The 18,251-nt window shown below is 76.1% G+C and carries 12 protein-coding genes; 1 reads left to right on the top strand and 11 read right to left on the bottom strand.

Features of this window, described 5'->3' with window-relative positions:
- The 11 genes from AB0H83_RS49735 to AB0H83_RS49685 form a co-directional block, all read right to left on the bottom strand.
- The coding region (locus AB0H83_RS49735) for a beta-ketoacyl synthase N-terminal-like domain-containing protein (protein WP_360110325.1) at window positions 1–908 on the bottom strand (908 nt) is incomplete at its 3' end.
- Between the two features lie 93 nt (window positions 909–1,001).
- Entirely contained in the window at window positions 1,002–1,898 is an 897-nt protein-coding gene (locus AB0H83_RS49730; protein ID WP_360110323.1) for an SDR family NAD(P)-dependent oxidoreductase, read from the bottom strand.
- Between the two features lie 108 nt (window positions 1,899–2,006).
- Entirely contained in the window at window positions 2,007–3,146 is a 1,140-nt protein-coding gene (locus AB0H83_RS49725) for an alpha/beta hydrolase (RefSeq protein WP_360110320.1), read from the bottom strand.
- A gap of 1 nt (window position 3,147) precedes the next feature.
- Complete coding sequence (locus AB0H83_RS49720) at window positions 3,148–4,377, bottom strand: FAD-dependent oxidoreductase (RefSeq protein ID WP_360110317.1); 1,230 nt, start codon at window positions 4,375–4,377, stop codon at window positions 3,148–3,150.
- Between the two features lie 23 nt (window positions 4,378–4,400).
- Window positions 4,401–6,098: a CocE/NonD family hydrolase gene (locus tag AB0H83_RS49715; protein ID WP_360110314.1), complete on the bottom strand. Its 1,698-nt coding sequence runs from the start codon at window positions 6,096–6,098 to the stop codon at window positions 4,401–4,403.
- Window positions 6,088–6,528, bottom strand: a complete 441-nt coding sequence (locus AB0H83_RS49710) for an ester cyclase (RefSeq protein ID WP_360110311.1) — start codon at window positions 6,526–6,528, stop codon at window positions 6,088–6,090. The genes AB0H83_RS49715 and AB0H83_RS49710 overlap by 11 nt, the downstream gene beginning before the upstream one ends.
- Window positions 6,525–7,499, bottom strand: coding sequence for an NAD-dependent epimerase/dehydratase family protein (locus AB0H83_RS49705; protein WP_360110308.1), 975 nt, complete (start codon window positions 7,497–7,499; stop codon window positions 6,525–6,527). The genes AB0H83_RS49710 and AB0H83_RS49705 overlap by 4 nt, the downstream gene beginning before the upstream one ends.
- On the bottom strand, window positions 7,496–8,851 hold the full coding sequence (locus AB0H83_RS49700) for an NAD(P)-binding domain-containing protein (RefSeq protein ID WP_360110305.1): 1,356 nt from the start codon (window positions 8,849–8,851) through the stop codon (window positions 7,496–7,498). Before AB0H83_RS49700 ends, AB0H83_RS49705 begins: the two co-directional genes overlap by 4 nt.
- Window positions 8,852–8,874: 23 nt before the next feature.
- Window positions 8,875–15,852, bottom strand: a complete 6,978-nt coding sequence (locus tag AB0H83_RS49695; protein WP_360110302.1) for an amino acid adenylation domain-containing protein — start codon at window positions 15,850–15,852, stop codon at window positions 8,875–8,877.
- A 44-nt stretch (window positions 15,853–15,896) separates the two neighbouring features.
- The gene (locus AB0H83_RS49690) at window positions 15,897–17,120 is read right to left on the bottom strand and encodes a cytochrome P450 (RefSeq protein WP_360110299.1); all 1,224 of its coding nucleotides are present in this window, start codon (window positions 17,118–17,120) and stop codon (window positions 15,897–15,899) included.
- Window positions 17,117–17,809, bottom strand: a complete 693-nt coding sequence (locus tag AB0H83_RS49685) for an iron-containing redox enzyme family protein (RefSeq protein WP_360110296.1) — start codon at window positions 17,807–17,809, stop codon at window positions 17,117–17,119. The genes AB0H83_RS49690 and AB0H83_RS49685 overlap by 4 nt, the downstream gene beginning before the upstream one ends.
- Window positions 17,810–17,954: 145 nt before the next feature.
- Between AB0H83_RS49685 and AB0H83_RS49680 the strand changes: the two genes are divergently transcribed.
- Entirely contained in the window at window positions 17,955–18,128 is a 174-nt protein-coding gene (locus AB0H83_RS49680; protein WP_360110293.1) for an MbtH family NRPS accessory protein, read from the top strand.
- Window positions 18,129–18,251: the final 123 nt, after the last annotated feature.

Raw genomic sequence — 18,251 nt, 5'->3', positions numbered from 1 at the left:
TTGCTGGCGCCGTCCTGGTTGATGGCGGTGCCGCGGATGAGGGCGTGGATGGTGCGGCCCTGGGCGAGCGCGTCCGACAGGCGCTGCAGCACCACCAGCCCGACGCCCTCACCCCAGCTGGTGCCGTCGGCGTCGGCGGAGAAGGGCTTGCAGCGGCCGTCCGGCGCGAGGGCCCGCTGGCGGGAGAACTCGATGAACGTGACCGGCGTCGACATCACCGTGACGCCGCCGGCGACGGCGAGGTCGCAGTGCCCGTCGCGCAGCGCCTGCGCGGCCAGGTGGAGGGTGACCAGTGACGAGGAGCAGGCGGTGTCGACGGTGACGGCCGGTCCTTCGAGCCCGAACGTGTAGGCGAGCCGCCCAGACGCGACGCTGCCGGCGCTGCCCGTGCCGACGAGCCCCTCGACGTCGCCCGGGATGCGGATGCCGTGCCGGCCCCCGTAGTCGCCGTACATGACCCCGACGAACACCCCTACCGGGGTACCCCGCAGCGTCGCGGGCACGATCGCGGCGTCCTCGAACGCCTCCCACGCGGTCTGCAGCAGCAGCCGCTGCTGGGGGTCCATCGCCAGCGCCTCGCGCGGGCTGATGTTGAAGAAGCCGGCGTCGAAAGCGCCGGCGTCGTACAGGAAACCACCCTGGCGGGTGTAGCTGTGCCCGGCCGCTGCCGGGTCCGGGTGGTACAGCCCGGCGAGGTCCCATCCGCGGTCGGTGGGCAGGTCACCGATCGCGTCGACGCCGTCCGCGACGAGCCGCCACAGGTCATCGGCGTTGCGCACGCCGCCCGGGTACCGGCAGCCGATGCCAACGATCGCGATCGGCTCCCGGGCCGCGTCCGCCTGCTGCTTGAGCCGCCGGTTCTCCAGCAACGAGGCGCGCAGCGCCTCGACGAGCCTTGCGTTGTCCATGACTTCCCCTGTGGCTGTGTGGACGCGGTGGGAAAAGGGCATCCGGCGGCCGGACCCGCCCGGGCCGGGCGGGTCCTGGAACGTGCGGCGGGGTCAGTCGGACAGGCCGACGAGCTTGGCGCTGTCGCGCCAGAGGGCCTCCATCGCGTCGTCGCTCAGCGCGAGCTCGGACGGGGCGGGCCAGGTGAGCTTGTCGCGCACCACGCGGCCGTGCAGCTCACCGGCGGGTGGGGTGACGCGGCCGAGGGCGAGGTCGGCCAGGTGACCGCCGGCCGCCTCCCGGCTGTTGAAGCGCGGCACCAGCACCCGCAGGGGCGTGCCGAGCAGCGCCCAGAACGCCCGTACCGCCGCCGGGGTCTCCCGGAGCAGGCCGGTGCCGGGGGTGGGGCCGGGGTCGTAGGCGACGACCCGCCAGCCGTGCTCCTGCGCCTCGGCCGAGGCCGCGAGCGCCCGCGCGGTGAGGATGTTGCACAGCTTGGAGGTGGTGTACGCCCGGCCGCCGCCCTTGCGCGGGTCGGTGTCGCGGCCCGGGTCCTGGTCGGGGTGGGCGAGCAGCTGCGCGTCGGCGTGCCGCGGCACGGGCAGGATCGTCTTGGCCGCCGGGTCGTGCGTGGCGCTGGTGGTCAGCGTGACCACGGCGCCGGTGGCCAGCCGCGGCATGAGCAGCCGCAGCAGCAGGTAGTGGGCGAGGTGGTTGACGGCGAAGGTGGTCTCGAACCCGTCCACGGTACGGGTGTCGGCGCTGTGCAGGCTGACGCCCGCGTTGAGCACCAGGACGTCGATACGGGCCGTGCCGAGCCGCTCCTCGACCTCGGCGGCGAACGTGCGGACGCTGTCCAGCCGGGCCAGGTCGAGCCGGGGCGCCTCGACACCCTCCGGTCCCACGCCGCGGACGCCGAGCAGGACCCTGGCCTCGCCGGAGTCCCGGAGCCGCCGCAGGGTCACGGCGCCGAGCCCCGAGCTCCCGCCTGTCATCACGATGTTCTTCACGTCGCGCTCCTCCGGCATACCGTTGCGGATACGGTCGGGGCCGAGGTCACGCGGACCGTCGATCCCTACGCTCGCAACATACGCAGCCGGTACCCCGCAGAAGCACCCCTAGCGACCCCTGCTCGCGGCGGCCAGCGAGGCCAGTGGCACGGCCGGCGGCGCCTGCTCCGGTGGCGCGGCGGCCGCACCACGGGACCCGGTGAGCCGCCGGGCGGCCAGGGCGAGGCCCAGCGCCGCGGTGACCGGCCCGCCCGCGCCGCGCATGCGCTGCATGGTGTGCAGCAGCCACAGCCGCATCTCGGCGACGTGGCCGGGCGAGCCGTGCACGTCGTCGAAGACCCGGAACCGGGCGTCCGGCAGGTGCCGGCGCAGCAGCACCGGGTCACCCGCGGGGATGATCTCGTCGCGGCTGCTGAGCACCGCCGCGACCGGCACCCGCACCGCGGCCAGCTCAGCGGGGGTCAGCGCCCATCCTTCGGAGGCGAACGGGTCTGCGCCGGCCAGGTGGGTGAAGGTGCTCCTGGTCAGCTCGGGCAGCCGGGCCCGCCAGGCGGGGTCGGTGAAGAACCCGGCGACCGGCGGCCCGACCGTCAGCACCCGGCGGACCCTGGGGTCGCGGGCGGCGGTGCGCAGGGCGAGGTGGCCGCCGAAGCTCGGGGCGAGCACGGAGGTGTCGGCGACGTCGGCCCGGGTGGCGAGCCGGTCGAGCAGGTCGCTGAGCATGCGGCCGGACGACGGCAGGTAGCGCTGCCGGTTCTCCCCCACCCCGGGCAGCTCGGTGACGACGCCGGCCAGGCCGAACGCGCCGAGCCGGGCCAGCACCGGCGCCCACTGCTCCTTGACGCTGACGATCCCGCCGGCGACGACCAGCAGGGGCCGGCCGGTGTCCAGTCCGGTCGCCCACGCGGCGACGCTGCCGCCGGGCAGGTCGAGCTCGAGGCGTTCGATGCCGGTGCCGGCGCGCCGCCACGCGTCGAACGCCCGGACGCACTCGTCCTGCGCGGCCGCCCGGTACGGGTCGCCGGCGTAGGGGAACCGGGCCATCGCGTACGCCTGGCACGCGCGCAGCGGCCGGTGCCGGTCGCGTTCGGCGTCACCGGCGCGGCGCCACACCGCGGTCCACGAGTCCGGGTGCCCGGGCTCGTCGTTGCCGACCATGGCCAGGATCCGGCGCACGTCGCGGGCCGCCATCCCCTGCCCGCGCGCGTGCAGGACGGCGAACTCCTTCAGCTCCGTCAGGGCATGCATCTCACACCACCGTGACCAGGTCGCGGACCGGCCCGTCGGTGTGAGATGCATGCGGCGGCTGCAGCTGGAAGAACGCACCGGCCAGGATCCGGTGCTTGGTCGCCGGCCGGCGGTCCACCAGCCGGTACAGCGCCCGGCGCAACGCGACCGCGGGCGGGGCCGACAGCGCGAACGCCCGCTCCTGGCGCAGCTGCAGCGAGCGGGCCCGGCGCACCGGCTCCTCCCGGCGCAGCCGCAGCAGCCGGTGCACGTCGGGGCCGGTGGTGGGCACCAGCGAGGCGAGGGTGATCGCGTCAATGACGGCGTGGTTGACGCCCTGGCCGAGGATCGGCGACAGGGTGTGCGCGGCGTCGCCGATGAGGACCAGCCCCGGCCGGCCCCACTCGGGCAGCACGGTGGTGAAGATGTCCAGCAGCGTCGTGTCCGACCACGTCCGCACCGCCGCGCGGACCGGCCCGGCCAGCTCCGGCGCGAGCTCGTCGACCCGCCGGTGCAGCGCGTCCAGGCCCTCTGCCCGCAGCGCCTTCAGGCCACCCTTCGGGATGTTCAACCCGACCCGGATGCTGTCGGGGAACGTCGGCAGGAACAGCCCGTGCCGGCCGCCGTCGAGCCGCACCCGCAGCGCGGCCGGGTCCCAGCCGGAGGGCTGGGGCAGCCGGAACCAGACGACGTCGCGCTCCAGCGGGGTGCGGACGCCGTCGAGGCCGGCCATCTGCCGGACCTTGCTGAACCGGCCGTCGGCGCCGACGGTGAGCCGGGCCCGGACCTCGACCGGGCCGTCCGGGCCGGTCGCCCGTACCCCGGTCACGATGCCGCCGTCCTCCAGCAGTGACACGGCCGAGCAGCGGGTCCGCAGCACGAATCCGGGGTGCCGCCCGGCCTCCTCGGCGAGCGCGGCGAGCAGCGCCGGCTGGGGCAGCTCGACCGGGCCCGGGAAGCGGTACGGCAGCTCGGCGAACTCGACACCGAACGCGCGCCGCCCGCCGTCGCTGACCTCCAGCCGCTCGATCGGCAGGTAGGCGCCGGCCAGCCGGTCGAGCAGGCCGAGCTCGTCGAGCAGCCAGACCGAGTCCGGCGAGATCGACTCGCCGCGGAACGTGCGGTTGAAGTGCCGCGCCGCCTCCAGCACGACGACGTCACGGCCGCCCCGGGCCAGTTGCAGGGCGAGGGTCAGGCCGGCCGGACCGGCACCGACGACGCACACCTCGGCGTCGAGGATCTCGGCGCTCATCGCGCCACCTCCCTGGAATGCGGTCATGCGATGGGCAGGATCAGTGCGGACGGGCAGCTGGGATCGTGGTGGACGCTCTGCTCGGCGGTGAGCAGCGTCGTGGCGGTGGCGAGCGGTTCGCCGGTGCCGGGGTTGCGGGCGAAGCGCGGGTGCGCGCCGCTGGAGATCTGCAGCCGCACCCGGTGCCCGGCCCGGAACAGCCATGCGGTGTGGCCGAGCTGCACGGTGAGGGAGCGGACCCCGGCGGTGTCGGCCGGGGTGTCCGGGCCGACCCGGACCAGGCCGTCGCACACGTTGACGGAACGCCCCGACGGCGACACGTCGCACAGCCGGGCGAAGAAGTCGGTGTGCGCCCGGCTGGACGAGGCGAACAGCTCGACCCGGACCGGGCCGGTGACGAGCAGGTCCGTGTCCAGCACGGGGCCGGTGTAGACAAGCACGTCGGCGCGGCGCTCCAGGCGACGGTTGTCGACCGTTCCGGCGCCGGGACCGACCCAGGCGCCGCCGACGGCCGGGGTGGGCCGGGCCGGGTCGTACCGGTACGTGTCCGGTTCGCTGCGCGGTGGCGGCACCGGGGCGAGGCCACGGTCCGGCTGCAGGTACCACGGACGCTGCCGGATCCCGGGCGGCGGCCATTCCTGATAGCCGCGCCAGCGGTCCTCCCCGGGCACGAAGACCCGTACGGGGTCGGCACGGCCGGCCGCGCCGGGCTGCTGGAAGCGGCCGCGCAGCCAGTCGAGGGAGTCGCCCATCAGCTCCGGCCACGAGCGCAGCAGCCCGGTGTGGGTCCACGGGCCGATGGTCAGCGCGGGTTCACGGCCGGCGGCGCGCAGGATGCGGTACTGCTCCAGTACGTGCGGCAGGAACACGTCGTGCCAGCCGGACTGCAGCAGCACCGGGGCGCTCGTCGCGGCGACGGCGGCGGTGCGGTCGAAGCGGTCCCAGAACGGGTCGCGGGCCCCGTCGTGGCGCAGCCACTCCTCGAAGTAGGGGATGTCGCGGCGCAGCGCCTCGCGGTAGCTGTCGGCGAGCGGCAGCCGCCGGTAGGCGATCCGGGTCAGCCGGCGACGCTCGGCCAGCTGCCGCAGGTTGTCGCGGACCGGGCCGCGCTTGACCTGGGTGAGCTGCGCGGCCCAGCCGAGCATGGTGTCGAGCGCGAACGCGCCGCCGGGGAACGCGACCCCGCGGTACTCGTGCGGGCCGAGCTGGCTGACCAGCCCGCCGAGGCCCGGCGGGGTGCCGTCGCGGCCGAGCGCCCACTGCGTGTAGGCGAGGTAGCTCGGGCCGATCGTGGCGAACTCCCCCGAGCACCACGGCTGGGCGAGCAGCCACTCGACGGTGTCCTGCCCGTCGGCGGTCTCGTCGGCCCACGGCTCGAAGCGGCCCCCGGATCCGAACGTGCCGCGGCAGCGCTGGACGACGACCTGGAAGCCGCGTTCGGCGTACAGCCGGCCGTAGAGCAGACCGACCGGCACCTGCCAGCCGTACGGGTTGCGCACCAGCAGGGTCGGCAGGCCGCTGCCGTGCACCGGCGCGTAATGCTCGGCGATCAGCTCGACGCCGTCGCGCATCGGGATCCGTAGCCCGGTCGTCACCCGGACCTCGGGGGTGCCCGCGGCCGGCAGCCGCCACAACGCCGCGGCCAGCCGCGCGGCGAGGGCCTCGCCGCGCCGCCGGGCGGGTCGCGCGGTGCCGGCCGAGACGGGCGCGTCAACCGACATGGATGAGCCCGAGCGTGGCGAGCAGGGTCAGGTTCTCCGCGGCGCTCCACCACTCGACGACCCTGCCCCGCTCGATGCGCAGGATGTCGATGCCGGTGTTGGTCAGCGGTGTGCCGGGGGGCGCGGTCACGCCGGGCATCCCGCCGTTGTAGGTGCCGGTGAACGCCCACCCGCCGGTGACGTGGTCGCCGTCGCCGATCGGGCCGACCACGGTCTCGTAGCGCAGCCGCGCCATCGCCTGCACGCCGCCGATGAGGGCGACGGCGCCGGCCCGGTCCCGGATCTGCGACGGATCCACGGCCGGCGACAGCTTCGGGGAGTTGACCCGCAGCTCGTCGGCGAGCAGGTCGTCGGCGACGGTCAGGTCGCCGTTCCACAGCGCGATCCAGCGGTCCCAGATCTCCTTGTGGGTGTTCGGGTACGTGCTCATGTTCGTGCCTCCAGTCTCACCAGCGGGTCCGGGTCGTGCGTCGGAGTGGCGCGCCACCAGGCGGCGGTCGCGTGCAGGGCCTCGTCCAGCGGGGTCGGCAGCAGCCCGAAGTGCCGCGTGCAGGCCGAGGAGTCCAGCACGAACGCCCCTTCGACCTGGTGCGCGACCTCCTCGAACTCACGGATGCGCGGGTTGCGCAGCCCGGCGACGCGGCGCACGGCGCGGCCGACGGCGATCAGCCGCGGCCGGCGGGCGCCGGCGACCGCGCACAGCCGCTCGGCGAACTCGCGCTGGGTCAACGGCGGATGGCTCGGTACGTGCCACGGGCGGCCCCAGGCGGACTCGTCGGCGGCGAGGTGGACGAGGGTCCGGGCCGCGTCGAGCACGTACGTGTAGGAGTGCGGCTGGTCGGTGCGGCCGAGCACGACGCCCGGGCGGTTGTTCAGCAGGCGCGGCACGAGCATCTTGCCGGCGGCGCTCTCGGCGACCCGCGGGCCGAAGTAGTCGGCGGAGCGGATCTCGACGGCGCGCAGCCGCCCGGCCCGGTGCGCGGCCTCGGCGGCGAGCCACATGTCCGCCCGCAGCCGCCCCTTGGCGCCGTTGGGGGCGAGCGGGGTGTCCTCGGTCAGCGGCCCGGTCGCGCGGCCGTAGCCGTACAGGTTGGACACCGTGGCGAGGACCGCGCCGTGCCGCTCGGCGGCGGCCAGGATCGCCGCGGCCAGCGGCGGCCACTGCGCGGCCCAGTGCTGGTATGCGCTGGGGTTGGCGCAGTTGTAGAGCACGGCCGCGCCCGCGGTGTGCCGGTCCAGCTCGCCGGGGGCGGCGGCGTCGGCGGCGACCGCCTCGATGCCCGGGTGCCGCGGGGCGCGGCCGCGCCGGCTGACGACCCGGACGTGTTCGCCGGCCTCCGCCAGCAGCAGCGCGGTCGCGGAGCCGACCGGCCCCGCACCGATCACGACGTGGGTGCTCATACCGCCGCGACCTCCTTCGCGGTCGCGGGCCGGGTGGTGGCCGGCGCGGCGAGGCGTCGCCGGTCCCGGGCCAGCTGCGTCAGGTACCGGTACCAGTCGATCTCGACGGTGAGCCGGGGGGTCGCGGTGTACCGTCGGCGCACCCGGCGCTCGTCCTCGGCGATCTCGGCGGCGAGGTCGTCCGGGCCGGGCAGGACGGTGGTGCCGTCGATGAGGTCGGCGATCCACTCCGCCTGCGCCTCGGCCTGCACCGTGATGGCGCTGAGCGGCTTGACGAAGCCCAGGAAGTACAGCCCGGGCCGGCCCGGCATGACCATCCGCCGGAACAGTCGCATCGGCCCGTTCATGACCGGGGTCAGCGACGGCGGCAGGAACGGGAAGCTGAACCGGAACCCGGTGCACCACAGGATCGTGTCGAACGCCTCCGCCGTGCCGTCGGCGAAGACCACCCGGTCGCCGTCGAAGCGGTCCACCGCGGGGCGCACCGCGATCCGGCCGGCCCGCACCGCCGGCAGGAACCCCTCACAGGTCGCCGGATGGGTGCGCAGCACCAGGTGGTCCGGGTTCGGCAACCCGTACCGGGCGAGGCTGCCCTGCTTCGCCCACAGCATCGCGGTCAGCAGCACCGACTGCAGCGCCATCGGCACGTACCGGGCCAGGAACGGGTTGAAGCGGTCCAGGGGGCGGCTGCCGTACAGCTTCGGGGTGACCCAGAAGCCGCGCCGCACGCTCATCACCACCCGGTCGGCGACCTGCGACAGCTCGGTCGCCACGTCGCAGGCCGTGTTGCCGAACCCCACCACGAGGACCCGCCCGCCCCGGACGTCCTCCGGGGTCTTGTACTCCTTGCTGTGCAGCTGATGGCCGGTGAAGCGGCCGCGGACCGTGGGGGTCGGCTTCGGGTCCCAGTGGAAGCCGGACGCCACGATGACGGCGTCGTAGTGCCGGCTCACCTGCTCGGTGGTGCCGACCTCGTAGCCGCCGCCGGCCGCGGGCCGGACCTCGACGACCCTGGTCCGGAAGCGGATGTGCGGGCGCAGCTCGAAGTGGGCGGCGTAGCGCTCCAGGTAGTCGAGCATCTGCGCGTGGCCGGGGAAGGTCGGGTAGTCCGCGGGCATCGGCAGCTTGGGGAAGCCGCTCATCGCGCTGGAGCTGTTGAGCTCGATCGAGTCGTAGACCGCGGAGGTGCCGCTGTCGTTGCCGAACCGCCACTGGCCGCCGAGGTCGGAGCCCCGCTCGTAGACGTCGAACGGGATGCCCCGTTCCTTGAGCACCTGCGCGGCCGCCAGGCCGCAGGCGCCGGCCCCGATGACGCAGACCCGGGGGCCGTCGGGCGTTGAGGTGTCAGCCACGCCCTCGACAATGGGCAAGCCCGCTAAAGCGAACCTAGGACGTCCGCGACGCTGCGTGCGGCGGCCCCTTCCAGCATCGTGAAGTGCGTGCAGTCGACGCGGTGCACGTCGATACGGCCGGCGACGTACGGCCGCCACGACGCGGCGGCCGGGGCGTCCGGGGCGCGGTCCCGGGTGGCGTCGAAGAACACGATGTCGCCGTCGTACCGGCCGGGGGTGAACACCCGGGCGGCCCGCATGCCGTGCGCGGCGACCGCGCGGATCCGGGCGAGCAGCCGCCGGTCGGTGCCGGCCCCGGCCAGCCCGGCGCGGACCGCGTCGCGGATCCGTTGCTCGACGGCGGCGTCGGCGGCGTGCGCGCGGCGCACCGGGTAGGCGTCCAGCAGCGCGACCAGCGCCAGCTCGGCGCCGGCGGCGCGCAGCTGCACCGCCATCTCGTGGGCGAGCAGCCCGCCGAGCGACCAGCCGAGCAGGTGGTACGGGCCCTCGGGTTGCAGCTCGCGGATCTGGGTGACGTAGTCCGCGGCCATGTCCGCGAGGGTCTCCGGGAGCCGTTCCGGGCGGGCGAGCCCGCGCGCCTGCAGCCCGTACACCGGCCAGCCACGGTCCAGGTGCGGCAGCAGGCCCGCGTAGGCCCAGCCGAGCCCGCCGGACGGGTGCACGCAGAACAGCGGCGGGCGGACCCCGGCCGGGCGCAGCGGCAGCAGCCGCTCCAGCCCGGCGGTGCTCGCGTCGGCGCCGAGCCGCTCGGCCAGGGCGGCGGCCGAGGACGCCTCGAAGACGACACGCACCGGCACGTCGGTGCCCAGCACCGCGCGGAGCCGGGTGACCAGCCGCACCGCGAGCAGCGAGTGCCCGCCGAGGTCGAAGAACCCGTCGCCGGCGCCGACCCCGTGCACGCCGAGGACCTCCTCGAACAGCGCGCACAGCACGGCCTGCAGCCCGGCCGGCGCCCCTGCCGGGCCTGCCGGGCCGGCCGGGCCGGCGGGCTCCGGCAGGGCGGCGCGGTCCAGCTTGCCGTTCACGGTCGTCGGCAGCGCCGCGAGCGGCACGACCACGTCCGGCACCAGCGGCGCCGGCAGCCGGGCGGCCAGGTGCCCGCGCAGCACGCCGGCGTCCAGGGACCCGGGGGTGGCGTACGCGATCAGCCTGCGGGTCGCGGCCGTGGCGCCGGACACGACCACCGCCGCGCCGGTGACCGCCGGATGGGTGAGCAGGGCGGCGCGGACCTCGGCGGGCTCGACCCGCACGCCGCGGACCTGGACCTGGTCGTCGATGCGCCCGAGGTACTCCAGGACCCCGTCGGCGCGGTGCCGGACCAGGTCGCCGGTGCGGTACATGCGCTGCCCCGGCGGGCCGAACGGGCAGGCGACGAAGCGCTGCGCGGTGAGGCCGGGGCGGTGCAGGTACCCGCGGGCGAGCTGGGTGCCGGCGACGAACAGCTCGCCGGCGATCCCGGGCGGGACGAGCGCGAGCCGCTCGTCGAGGACGAACAGCCGGTTGCCGGGGATCGGCCGGCCGATCGGGACCCGTTCGGCGGCCAGGTCCGCGGGGTCGAGGCGGTGGTCGGCGCAGGCGACGGTGGTCTCGGTCGGGCCGTAGGAGTTGACCACGGTGGCGCCGGTACGGCGGCGGGCCCAGTCGCGCAGGTCCGCGCCGCTGAGCGCCTCGCCGCCCAGGACGAGCTGGACGGTCGGCTGGGCGGCGGCGGGCAGGTCTGCGAGCAGCGCCAGGTGGCTCGGGGTGCCCTTGACGAACGCCGGCCGATCCGCGTCCGCGAGCTCCGCCACGCGGACGGTGCCGCCGGTGACGAGCGGGCCGAGCAGCGACGTGACGGTGCCGTCGAAGCCTGGTGAGGCGTGCAGCACGGCGGTGCCGGCGAGGCCGTCGTACCGGTCGCGGACGTGGGCGAGGTAGTTCGCGAGGCCGCCCCGGGTCACCACCACGCCCTTCGGCCGGCCGGTCGATCCGGAGGTGTACAGCACGTAGGCAGCGCTGCCCGGCGGCGGCTCGGTGACCGGTCCCGCCGTGTCCGCCGGCCCGTCGGCCTGGTCGGAGCGGTCGATGACGTGGGTGACGCGGGCGTCGGCGAGCAGTGCGGCCCGGCGGGCGGGCGGCAGGTCCGCGTCGAGCGGCAGATACGCCGCGCCGGCCCGCAGCACGCCGAGGATGGCGGCCAGCAGGTGCGGGGAGCGCGGCAGGCACACCGCGACGAGCGACTCGGGGCGCACGCCGCCGCGGCGCAGCCGGCCCGCGACGCGGGCGGCGCGTTCGTCGAGTTCCGCGTACGTCCAGACGCCGCCGGGCCAGGCGACGGCCGGGGCGTCCGGGTTACGCCGCACCGGCGCGGCGAACAGGGGGGCCAGCCGCGGTGGCGGGTGCTCGGTGCCGGCCCAGTCGTGCAGAAGCCGGTGCCGTTCCCGCGGGGCGAGCAGGTCCAGGGTCCGCAGTGGACGGTCCGGGTCGGTGGTGGCCCGGTCCAGCAGGAGCAGCAGGCGCTCGGCGATGGCGCGGGCGGTGCCGGCCGCGTACAGGTCGGTGGCGTACTCCAGGGCGCCGGCCAACCCGTCGCCGATCTCTGTGAAGGTCAGTGACAGGTCGAACTTCGCCGGGCCGGGGGGCAGCGGCACCTCGGTCACGGTCAGGCCCGCCAGCTGTACCGGCGCCGCGGCGGGGCGCAGCGCCAGGAACGTCTGGAACAGCGGGTGCCGGCCGGCGGAGCGGGGCGGACTGACCGCCTCGACGACCCGGTCGAACGGCGCCTCCTCGTGGGCGAGGGCGACCAGATCGGCCTCCCGGGCCCGGGCCACGAGGTCCCGGAAGGACGGGTCGCCGCCGGTGCCGACCCGCAGCACGACCGTGTTGATGAACGGCCCGACGAGCAGGTCCACGGCGGGATCGGTGCGCCCCGCCACGGGCACGCCGACGGCGGTGTCGGCACCGGCACCGAAGCGGGACAGGATCGCCGCGAACGCCGCGTGCAGCACCACGAACACGGTGGTGCCCGCCTGCCGGGCCAGGTCCCGGAGCCGGGCGTGCAGGTCCGCGCCGATCGGCACCGGCACCCTCGCCGACGCGCCCGAGGGCACGGCGGGGCGCGGGAAGTCGGTGCGCGGACCGGTGTGCTCGGGCAGTCCGGCCAGGGCCGCGGTCCAGTGCCGCAGCTGCCGCGCCACCCGTTCGCCGGCCTCGCCGGCCCGCTGCCAGAGGGCGACGTCGGCGTACTGGACCGGCAGCGGCGCCCAGCCCGGCGCGGCGCCGGCCGCCCGGGCGGCGTAGCCGGTGGCGAGGTCGCGCAGCAGCTGCCCGACGGACCAGCCGTCGGCGGCGATGTGGTGCAGGACGACCACGAGCAGGTGCCGGTCGGTGCCGTCGGGGATCAGCCGGACCAGCATCGGCGGCTCGTCGCGCAGGTCGAAGCGGTGTGCGGCGAGCGCCCGGGCCTCGGCGGGCGCCGACCGCGCGGGCGGGCCCACGCTCAGCCGCGGACCGGTGGCGCGGACCGACTGGTACGGCACCCCGTGCTCGTCGTGCGGGAAGACCGTGCGCAGCACCTCGTGCCGGCCGGCGAGATCGGCCACGGCCAGTTCCAGCGCCGCGACGTCGAGCGGGCCGTCGATCCGGTACACGGCCGGCATGTTGTACGCGGTCGCGTCCTGCCCCGTGCCGGCCGCGGTCAGGAACCACAGGCGGGTCTGGGTCGCCGATAGCGGCACCCGGGCGGGCCTGGGCACGACCGGGCGGATCGGCGCGGCGCCGGCGCCGGTCGCGTGCACGAACCGGGCGAGGTCGGCGATGACGGGGTGGTCGAAGACGGCCCGCAGCGGCAGGTCGAGCCCGGCGACGGCGCGGACCCGGGCGACGAGCCGCACGGCGAGCAGCGAGTCGCCGCCCAGGGCGGTGAAGTCGTCGTCGGGGCCGGCCTCGTCGAGGCCGAACAGCTCGGCGAACAGGCCGCACAGCAGCGCCTCGGCGGCGGTGCGGGCGGCGCGGGCGGGCGGCGCGTCGTCCTCGGGGGCGGGCAGCGCGGCGAGGGCGGCCCGGTCGAGCTTGCCGTTGCGGGTCAGCGGCAGCGCCGCGACCGGGACCACGGCGGCGGGGACCAGGTACCGCGGCAGCCGCCCGCGCAGATACGCCAGCAGCTCGCGTCCGATGCCGGTGCCGTCCGCGGCGGGGACGGTGTAGGCGACGAGGCGGCGGCGCCCGGGGCGGTCCTCGCGGACGATCACGGCGGACGCGGCGACCCGTGGGTGTGCGGCGAGGGCGGCCTCGATCTCGGCCGGCTCCACCCGGTAACCGTTGACCTTGACCTGCTGGTCGCCGCGGCCGAGGTACTCCAGGACGCCGTCGTCGCGCCAGCGGGCCAGGTCGCCGGTGCGGTACATGCGGGTGCCCGGCGGGCCGAACGGGCACGCCATGAAGCGCTGGGCGGTGCGGCCCGGGGCCCGCCAGTAGCCGGTGGCCAACTGGGCGCCGGCCAGGAACAGCTCGCCGGCGCTGCCGGCCGGGACCAGGTCGAACCGGCCGGTGAGGACGTACGCGCGCATGTCCGGCACCGGACGGCCGATCGGCGGCCGGTCCGCGGCCCCGTCGACGAGCTCCGCCGTCGCCACGTGGGTCTCGGTCGGCCCGTACTGGTTGTGCAGCCGCCGCCCGCGGGACAGGGCGCGCAGTGCGGGGGTCAGCACCAGCGCCTCGCCGGCCTGCACGACGTCGGTGAGGTCCGGCAGGGCCGCGCCGTGCTCGGCGACGGCCGCGCCGACGGCGTCCAGGACCAGGTTGGGCGCGAACAGCTCGTTGACGCGGTGCCGGGCGAGCCACCGCAGCAGTCCGGAGGGGTCGCGGCGCAGCTCCTCGGTGGGCACGGCGAGGCAGCGGCCGGTGCCGAGGGCCAGGACCAGCTCCTGGGCGGCGACGTCGAAGCCGATCGGGGCGAACTGCGCGGTGACCGTGCCGGGGCCGCCGGGCAGGGTGTCGCGCTGCCAGGCGAGCAGGTTGGCCAGCGCCGCGCCGGGCAGCACGACGCCCTTCGGGCGGCCGGTCGAGCCGGAGGTGTAGATGACGTAGACCGGGTGCCCGGGCCGCAGTGGCGCGCGCCGCTCGGCGTCGGTGACCGGGCGGTCGTCGTGCGTGCCGTCCGGCGGCAGCCACGGTACCCCCGGCGCGGTGTCCACTGTGGACACCACGCAGACCGGGCCGGCGTCGGCGAGCAGGGCCGCGACGCGCGGGGGCGGGTGTTCGAGGTCGACCGGGAGGTAGGCGGCGCCGGTGAGGACGGTGGCGAGCACGGCGGTGATCTGCTCGGCGGAGCGGGGCAGCGCGACCGCGACGACGGTGTGCGGCCCGGCACCGGCCCGGATGAGGCGCCGCGCCAGGGCGTTCGCCCGCCCGTGCAGGTCGCGGTAGGTCAACGTGCCGGTGTCACTCACCACCGCGGCGGCGTCGGGCGTCCGGGCGGCCTGCCCGGCCAGGATCGCGGCGAGCGTCTCCCGCTGCCCCGCGGCGGGTGTTTCCCGCCGCTCCCCGGCGAGCGTCTCCCGGGGCTCCCCGGCGGGCGTCTTCCGGTGCTCCGCACCGTGCCAGCCGGCGACGAGGCGGCGGCGCTCGCCGGGCAGCAGCACGTCGAGGCGGCCGACGGCGCGCTGCGGGTCGGTGCCGAGCTGCCGGACGACCCGCTGCAGCCGGCGCTGGTGCGCCTCGAGCAGCCCGGGGCGGTGCCGCCGGTCGTCGGCCTCGGCCTGCAGCAGCACCTTGGCCTGCGCCGGATCGACCCGGCCGACGAACGCGACGTCGCGGACCGGCCCGGTGGTCAGCACGTGCCGGCGCAGCAGCAGGCCGGGCAGTCGCGGGCCGGGCAGGTCGGGCAGCACGTTGAGGACCGGGCCGGCCAGCTCGCCGGCGGCGGCGGCGCGCAGGTCCTCCACCCGGAAGCGCTGGTGCCGCAGCGCGGCCCGGATCTCGGCGGCCACCGCGGCGGTCAGCGCCGCGGCCGGCTGCCCAGGGTGGACGATCAGCCGCACGGGCAGGATGTTGGACAGCATTGCCGGCGTGGCCCGGGCGGCGGCCGTGGTGCGGGCGGTCACCGGCAGCTCGATCACCAGGTCGGTGGCGCCGGTGACGCGGTGCAGGTACGCGGCGAGGCCCGCGGTCAGCCACACCGTGGGGTGGGCGCGCACGCTGAAGCCGGCGAGGTCCACGACCAGCGGCCCGGTGCTCACCCGGCCGCCGGTGCCGCTGCCGGTGCCGCTCTCCCAGCCCAGGCTGACCGGGGCCGGCGGCTCCTCGTAGCGGCCGAGCCAGTAGTCGCGGTCCCGGTCGTACGCGGCCGAACGGCGGTAGGCGGCGTCCTCGCCGACCAGGTCGGCGAACGCGCCGAACCGGCGGGGCGGGGCGTCCCCGCCGTACAGCTCGATGAGCCGGTCCACGAGCAGCGCGGCACCGTAGCCGTCGAGCGCGAGATGGTGCACGCGCAGGTAGTAGAAGTGCCGGCGGGCGCCGAGGCGCAGCAGGGCGGCCGCGGCGAGCCGGCCGGCGGCCAGGTCGAGGGGGCGCGCCAGGTCGGCGGCCATCCAGGCGTGCGCGGCGGCCTGCGGGTCGCCGCCGGCGCGCAGGTCGATCACGGGCAGCTGGACCGGCACGGCGGCGTCGGGCACCTGCACGGGCTCCCCGGCGACGACGGCGAACCGGACCCGGACCGCGTCGGTCTCGGCGATGACCCGGTGCAGGGCCTCGGCCATGCGGCCGTGGTCGAGCGGGCCGCGGATGTCGAAGTACTGGGCGATCTCCCGCCGCTCGGCGCCGCCACCGAGCTGCTCGGCGAGCCAGATGCCGCGCTGCGCCGCGGTCAGCGGCAACCCGGCGACCGAGGGCGCGGCGGCCTGCGGCACGGCGGCGGGCCGGTCCGCGACCGTGGACACCGGATCCGCGGCCGCGCCGGCGGGCGGCTCGGCGGGGTCCGGCTGCCGGCCGGCGGGCGGCGGGCGGTCAGAGACGATCGTCACGGGACGCTCCGATGGGTGAGCAGTTCGGGCCGGGGTTCGGTGCGCTACCAGCGCACCGGCAGCGCGTGCACGCCGTACGTCGCCATGTCGGTGCGGTAGGACAGCTGCCGGGCCGGCACCGCGAGGCGCAGACCCGGCAGCCGGCGCACCAGCCCCAGCAGCGCGAGGCGCAGCTCGGCACGGGCCAGCTGCTGGCCCAGGCACTGGTGCGCGCCGAACCCGAACGCGAGGTGGTGACGCGCCTCGCGGCCGACGTCGAACGCGTCCGGGGCGACGAACACGGCCGGGTCGCGGTTGGCCGCGGCGAGCAGCGCCAGCACGCCCTCACCCGGGCGGATGGCCTGCCCGGCGACGGTGAGCTCGGCCGTCGCCACCCGCGGCACCCCGAAGTGCACGATGGTGTGGTACCGCAGCAGTTCCTCGACGGCCGCCTCGGCGAGCCGTTCGTCGGCGCGCAGCCGGGCCAGTTGCTCCGGGTGCGCCAGCAGGGTCAGCACGGCCATGCCGATCATGTTGGCCGTGGTCTCGTGCCCGGCCACGAGCAGCAGCAGCGCGATGCCGACGATCTCGTCGCGTTCGACCTCGCCGCGGCGCAGGTGCCGGCGCACCAGCCGGCCGATCACGTCGTCGCCCGGGTCGTCGGCGGCGGCCTTCGCATCGACCAGGGCACCCATGTAGGCCTGCAGCTGCGCGGCGAAGCGTTGCGTGTCGGCCTCGCTGTGCCGCCGGGAGAACAGCTCCCGGCTGCGGCCCTGGAACTGCTCGTGGTCGGCGTATGGCACCCCGAGCAACCGGCAGATCACCTGCGAGGTCAGCGGGAACGCGAACTGCGCCACCAGATCGGCCTCACCGCCGTGCAGGCCGTCGATCAGGGTGTCGACCATCGCGGCGATCTCCGGCTCCAGCCGGCGGATCGCCCGCAGCATGAAGTCCCCGGTCAGCAGCCGGCGTAACCGGCCGTGCTCCGGCGCGTCCATCCGCAGGAACTGCCCGGCCCGGTTCTCCACGCGGGCCGCGGCCCGCAGGCCCGGCCGCACGAACGGGAATCCGGGCCGGGTCGGGTCGGCGCTGAGCCGTTCGTCGCGCAGCAGCCAGGCCACGTCGGCGTGCCGGGTCACCAGCCACGCCCAGCCGCCCGCGGGCAGCTCGACGCGGGTGACCGGGGCCTCCGCGCGCAGCACGGCAAGCTCCGGCGGCAGGTCGAACGGGTCGGGCCGGGCCGTCGGCAGCGCGACGGGGCAGCCGCGCACCGCTGACTCGACGGTCATCGTCCGGGCCCCTGAGCGCGGTCCGCGAGGTACCGCTCGAGGACACCGGCCAGCATCGCCTCGTTCAGGTACAGCGACGTGCGGGCCACCTCGATCACCTGCGCGCGCTGCTCCTCGGTGACCGCGTGCCGGCGCAGCGCGTCCTCGACCTCCTTGCTGTGCTTCTGGTCGATGGTCGAGTGGGCGACGAAGAAGCTCAGCTCCCGGTCGGTGAGGCCGAGATCGGCGCGGGCCCGGCCGAGCAGCTCACCGATATGGTCGTAGGCGTTCTCGGCCCAGTAGCTGTACCCCATGCGCGGCACCGCGCCCTGGGTCAGGCCGACGTAGTACAGGTACGCGATGAACGCCTGGGTGGCCGGCAGCGGCACCGCGTCGTACATCGCCTCGTCGAGCAGCCCGGCCGCGCGCAGGTCGTGCTCGATCATCTTCTCGTGGCTGATCTCCTCCATCGCGTGCTCGACCGCGTACCGGACCAGGTGTGTACGCCGCGGCGGCGCGCCGAGCACCGCGACCGCCTGGTTCAGCGGGTTGTGCTGGATGTAGTGCCAGAGCTCCCACATCGTGCGGCGGTACAGCTCCCGGTCCGGAGCATGCTCGCGGACGTAGCTGAAGAACGGTCCATTGTGGATACGCCGCCACCCGCCGGCCACCACCTCGTCGAGCTGTTCGAAGAATTCGTCCTCGGCCATCGCTGTCTCCTGGCGGGCTGCTGTCTGCATCGGACGCCGGGAAGCCTAGTGACGGGCCCTGAAGCCACGCTTTCATCGCGATTGGCAAGCCGGTCTTTAGCGGCGCCGGGCACGATGGTGCCGAGGACCACGGAAGGAGCCCGTGATGAACGGTCGGTACTGCGTCCTGGTGAACGACGAGGAACAGCACTCGCTGTGGCCCTGCGACCTCGACGTGCCCGCCGGCTGGCGGGTCGTGTTCGACGGTGGCGACCACGACGAGTGCGTCGCCTACGTGGAGCGGCACTGGACCGACATGCGCCCCCGCAGCCTCCGGTAGCGCCACGGCGACGACCCGCGCCGCCCGTCGGGCGGGGCGGGGGGGGGCCGCGGGCACCTGGGGCGCCGCCGAGGGGGGAGTGGGCCACCAAGGCGGGGGGGGGGGGCCCGCGCCACCACCCGG

The organism is Dactylosporangium sp. NPDC050688 (assembly GCF_040654515.1).
In the GTDB taxonomy this organism is placed as follows: Bacteria; Actinomycetota; Actinomycetes; order Mycobacteriales; family Micromonosporaceae; genus Dactylosporangium.
This window is presented reverse-complemented; position numbering and strand designations above follow the sequence as displayed.

Bases quoted from the DNA above. Each gene is read 5' to 3' on its own strand.
- AB0H83_RS49725 (WP_360110320.1), bottom strand. From the start codon at position 3,146: ATGCATGCCCTGACGGAGCTGAAGGAGTTCGCCGTCCTGCACGCGCGC.
- AB0H83_RS49720 (WP_360110317.1), bottom strand. From the start codon at position 4,377: ATGAGCGCCGAGATCCTCGACGCCGAGGTGTGCGTCGTCGGTGCCGGT.
- AB0H83_RS49715 (WP_360110314.1), bottom strand. From the start codon at position 6,098: ATGTCGGTTGACGCGCCCGTCTCGGCCGGCACCGCGCGACCCGCCCGG.
- AB0H83_RS49710 (WP_360110311.1), bottom strand. From the start codon at position 6,528: ATGAGCACGTACCCGAACACCCACAAGGAGATCTGGGACCGCTGGATC.
- AB0H83_RS49705 (WP_360110308.1), bottom strand. From the start codon at position 7,499: ATGAGCACCCACGTCGTGATCGGTGCGGGGCCGGTCGGCTCCGCGACC.
- AB0H83_RS49690 (WP_360110299.1), bottom strand. From the start codon at position 17,120: ATGACCGTCGAGTCAGCGGTGCGCGGCTGCCCCGTCGCGCTGCCGACG.
- AB0H83_RS49685 (WP_360110296.1), bottom strand. From the start codon at position 17,809: ATGGCCGAGGACGAATTCTTCGAACAGCTCGACGAGGTGGTGGCCGGC.
- AB0H83_RS49680 (WP_360110293.1), top strand. From the start codon at position 17,955: ATGAACGGTCGGTACTGCGTCCTGGTGAACGACGAGGAACAGCACTCG.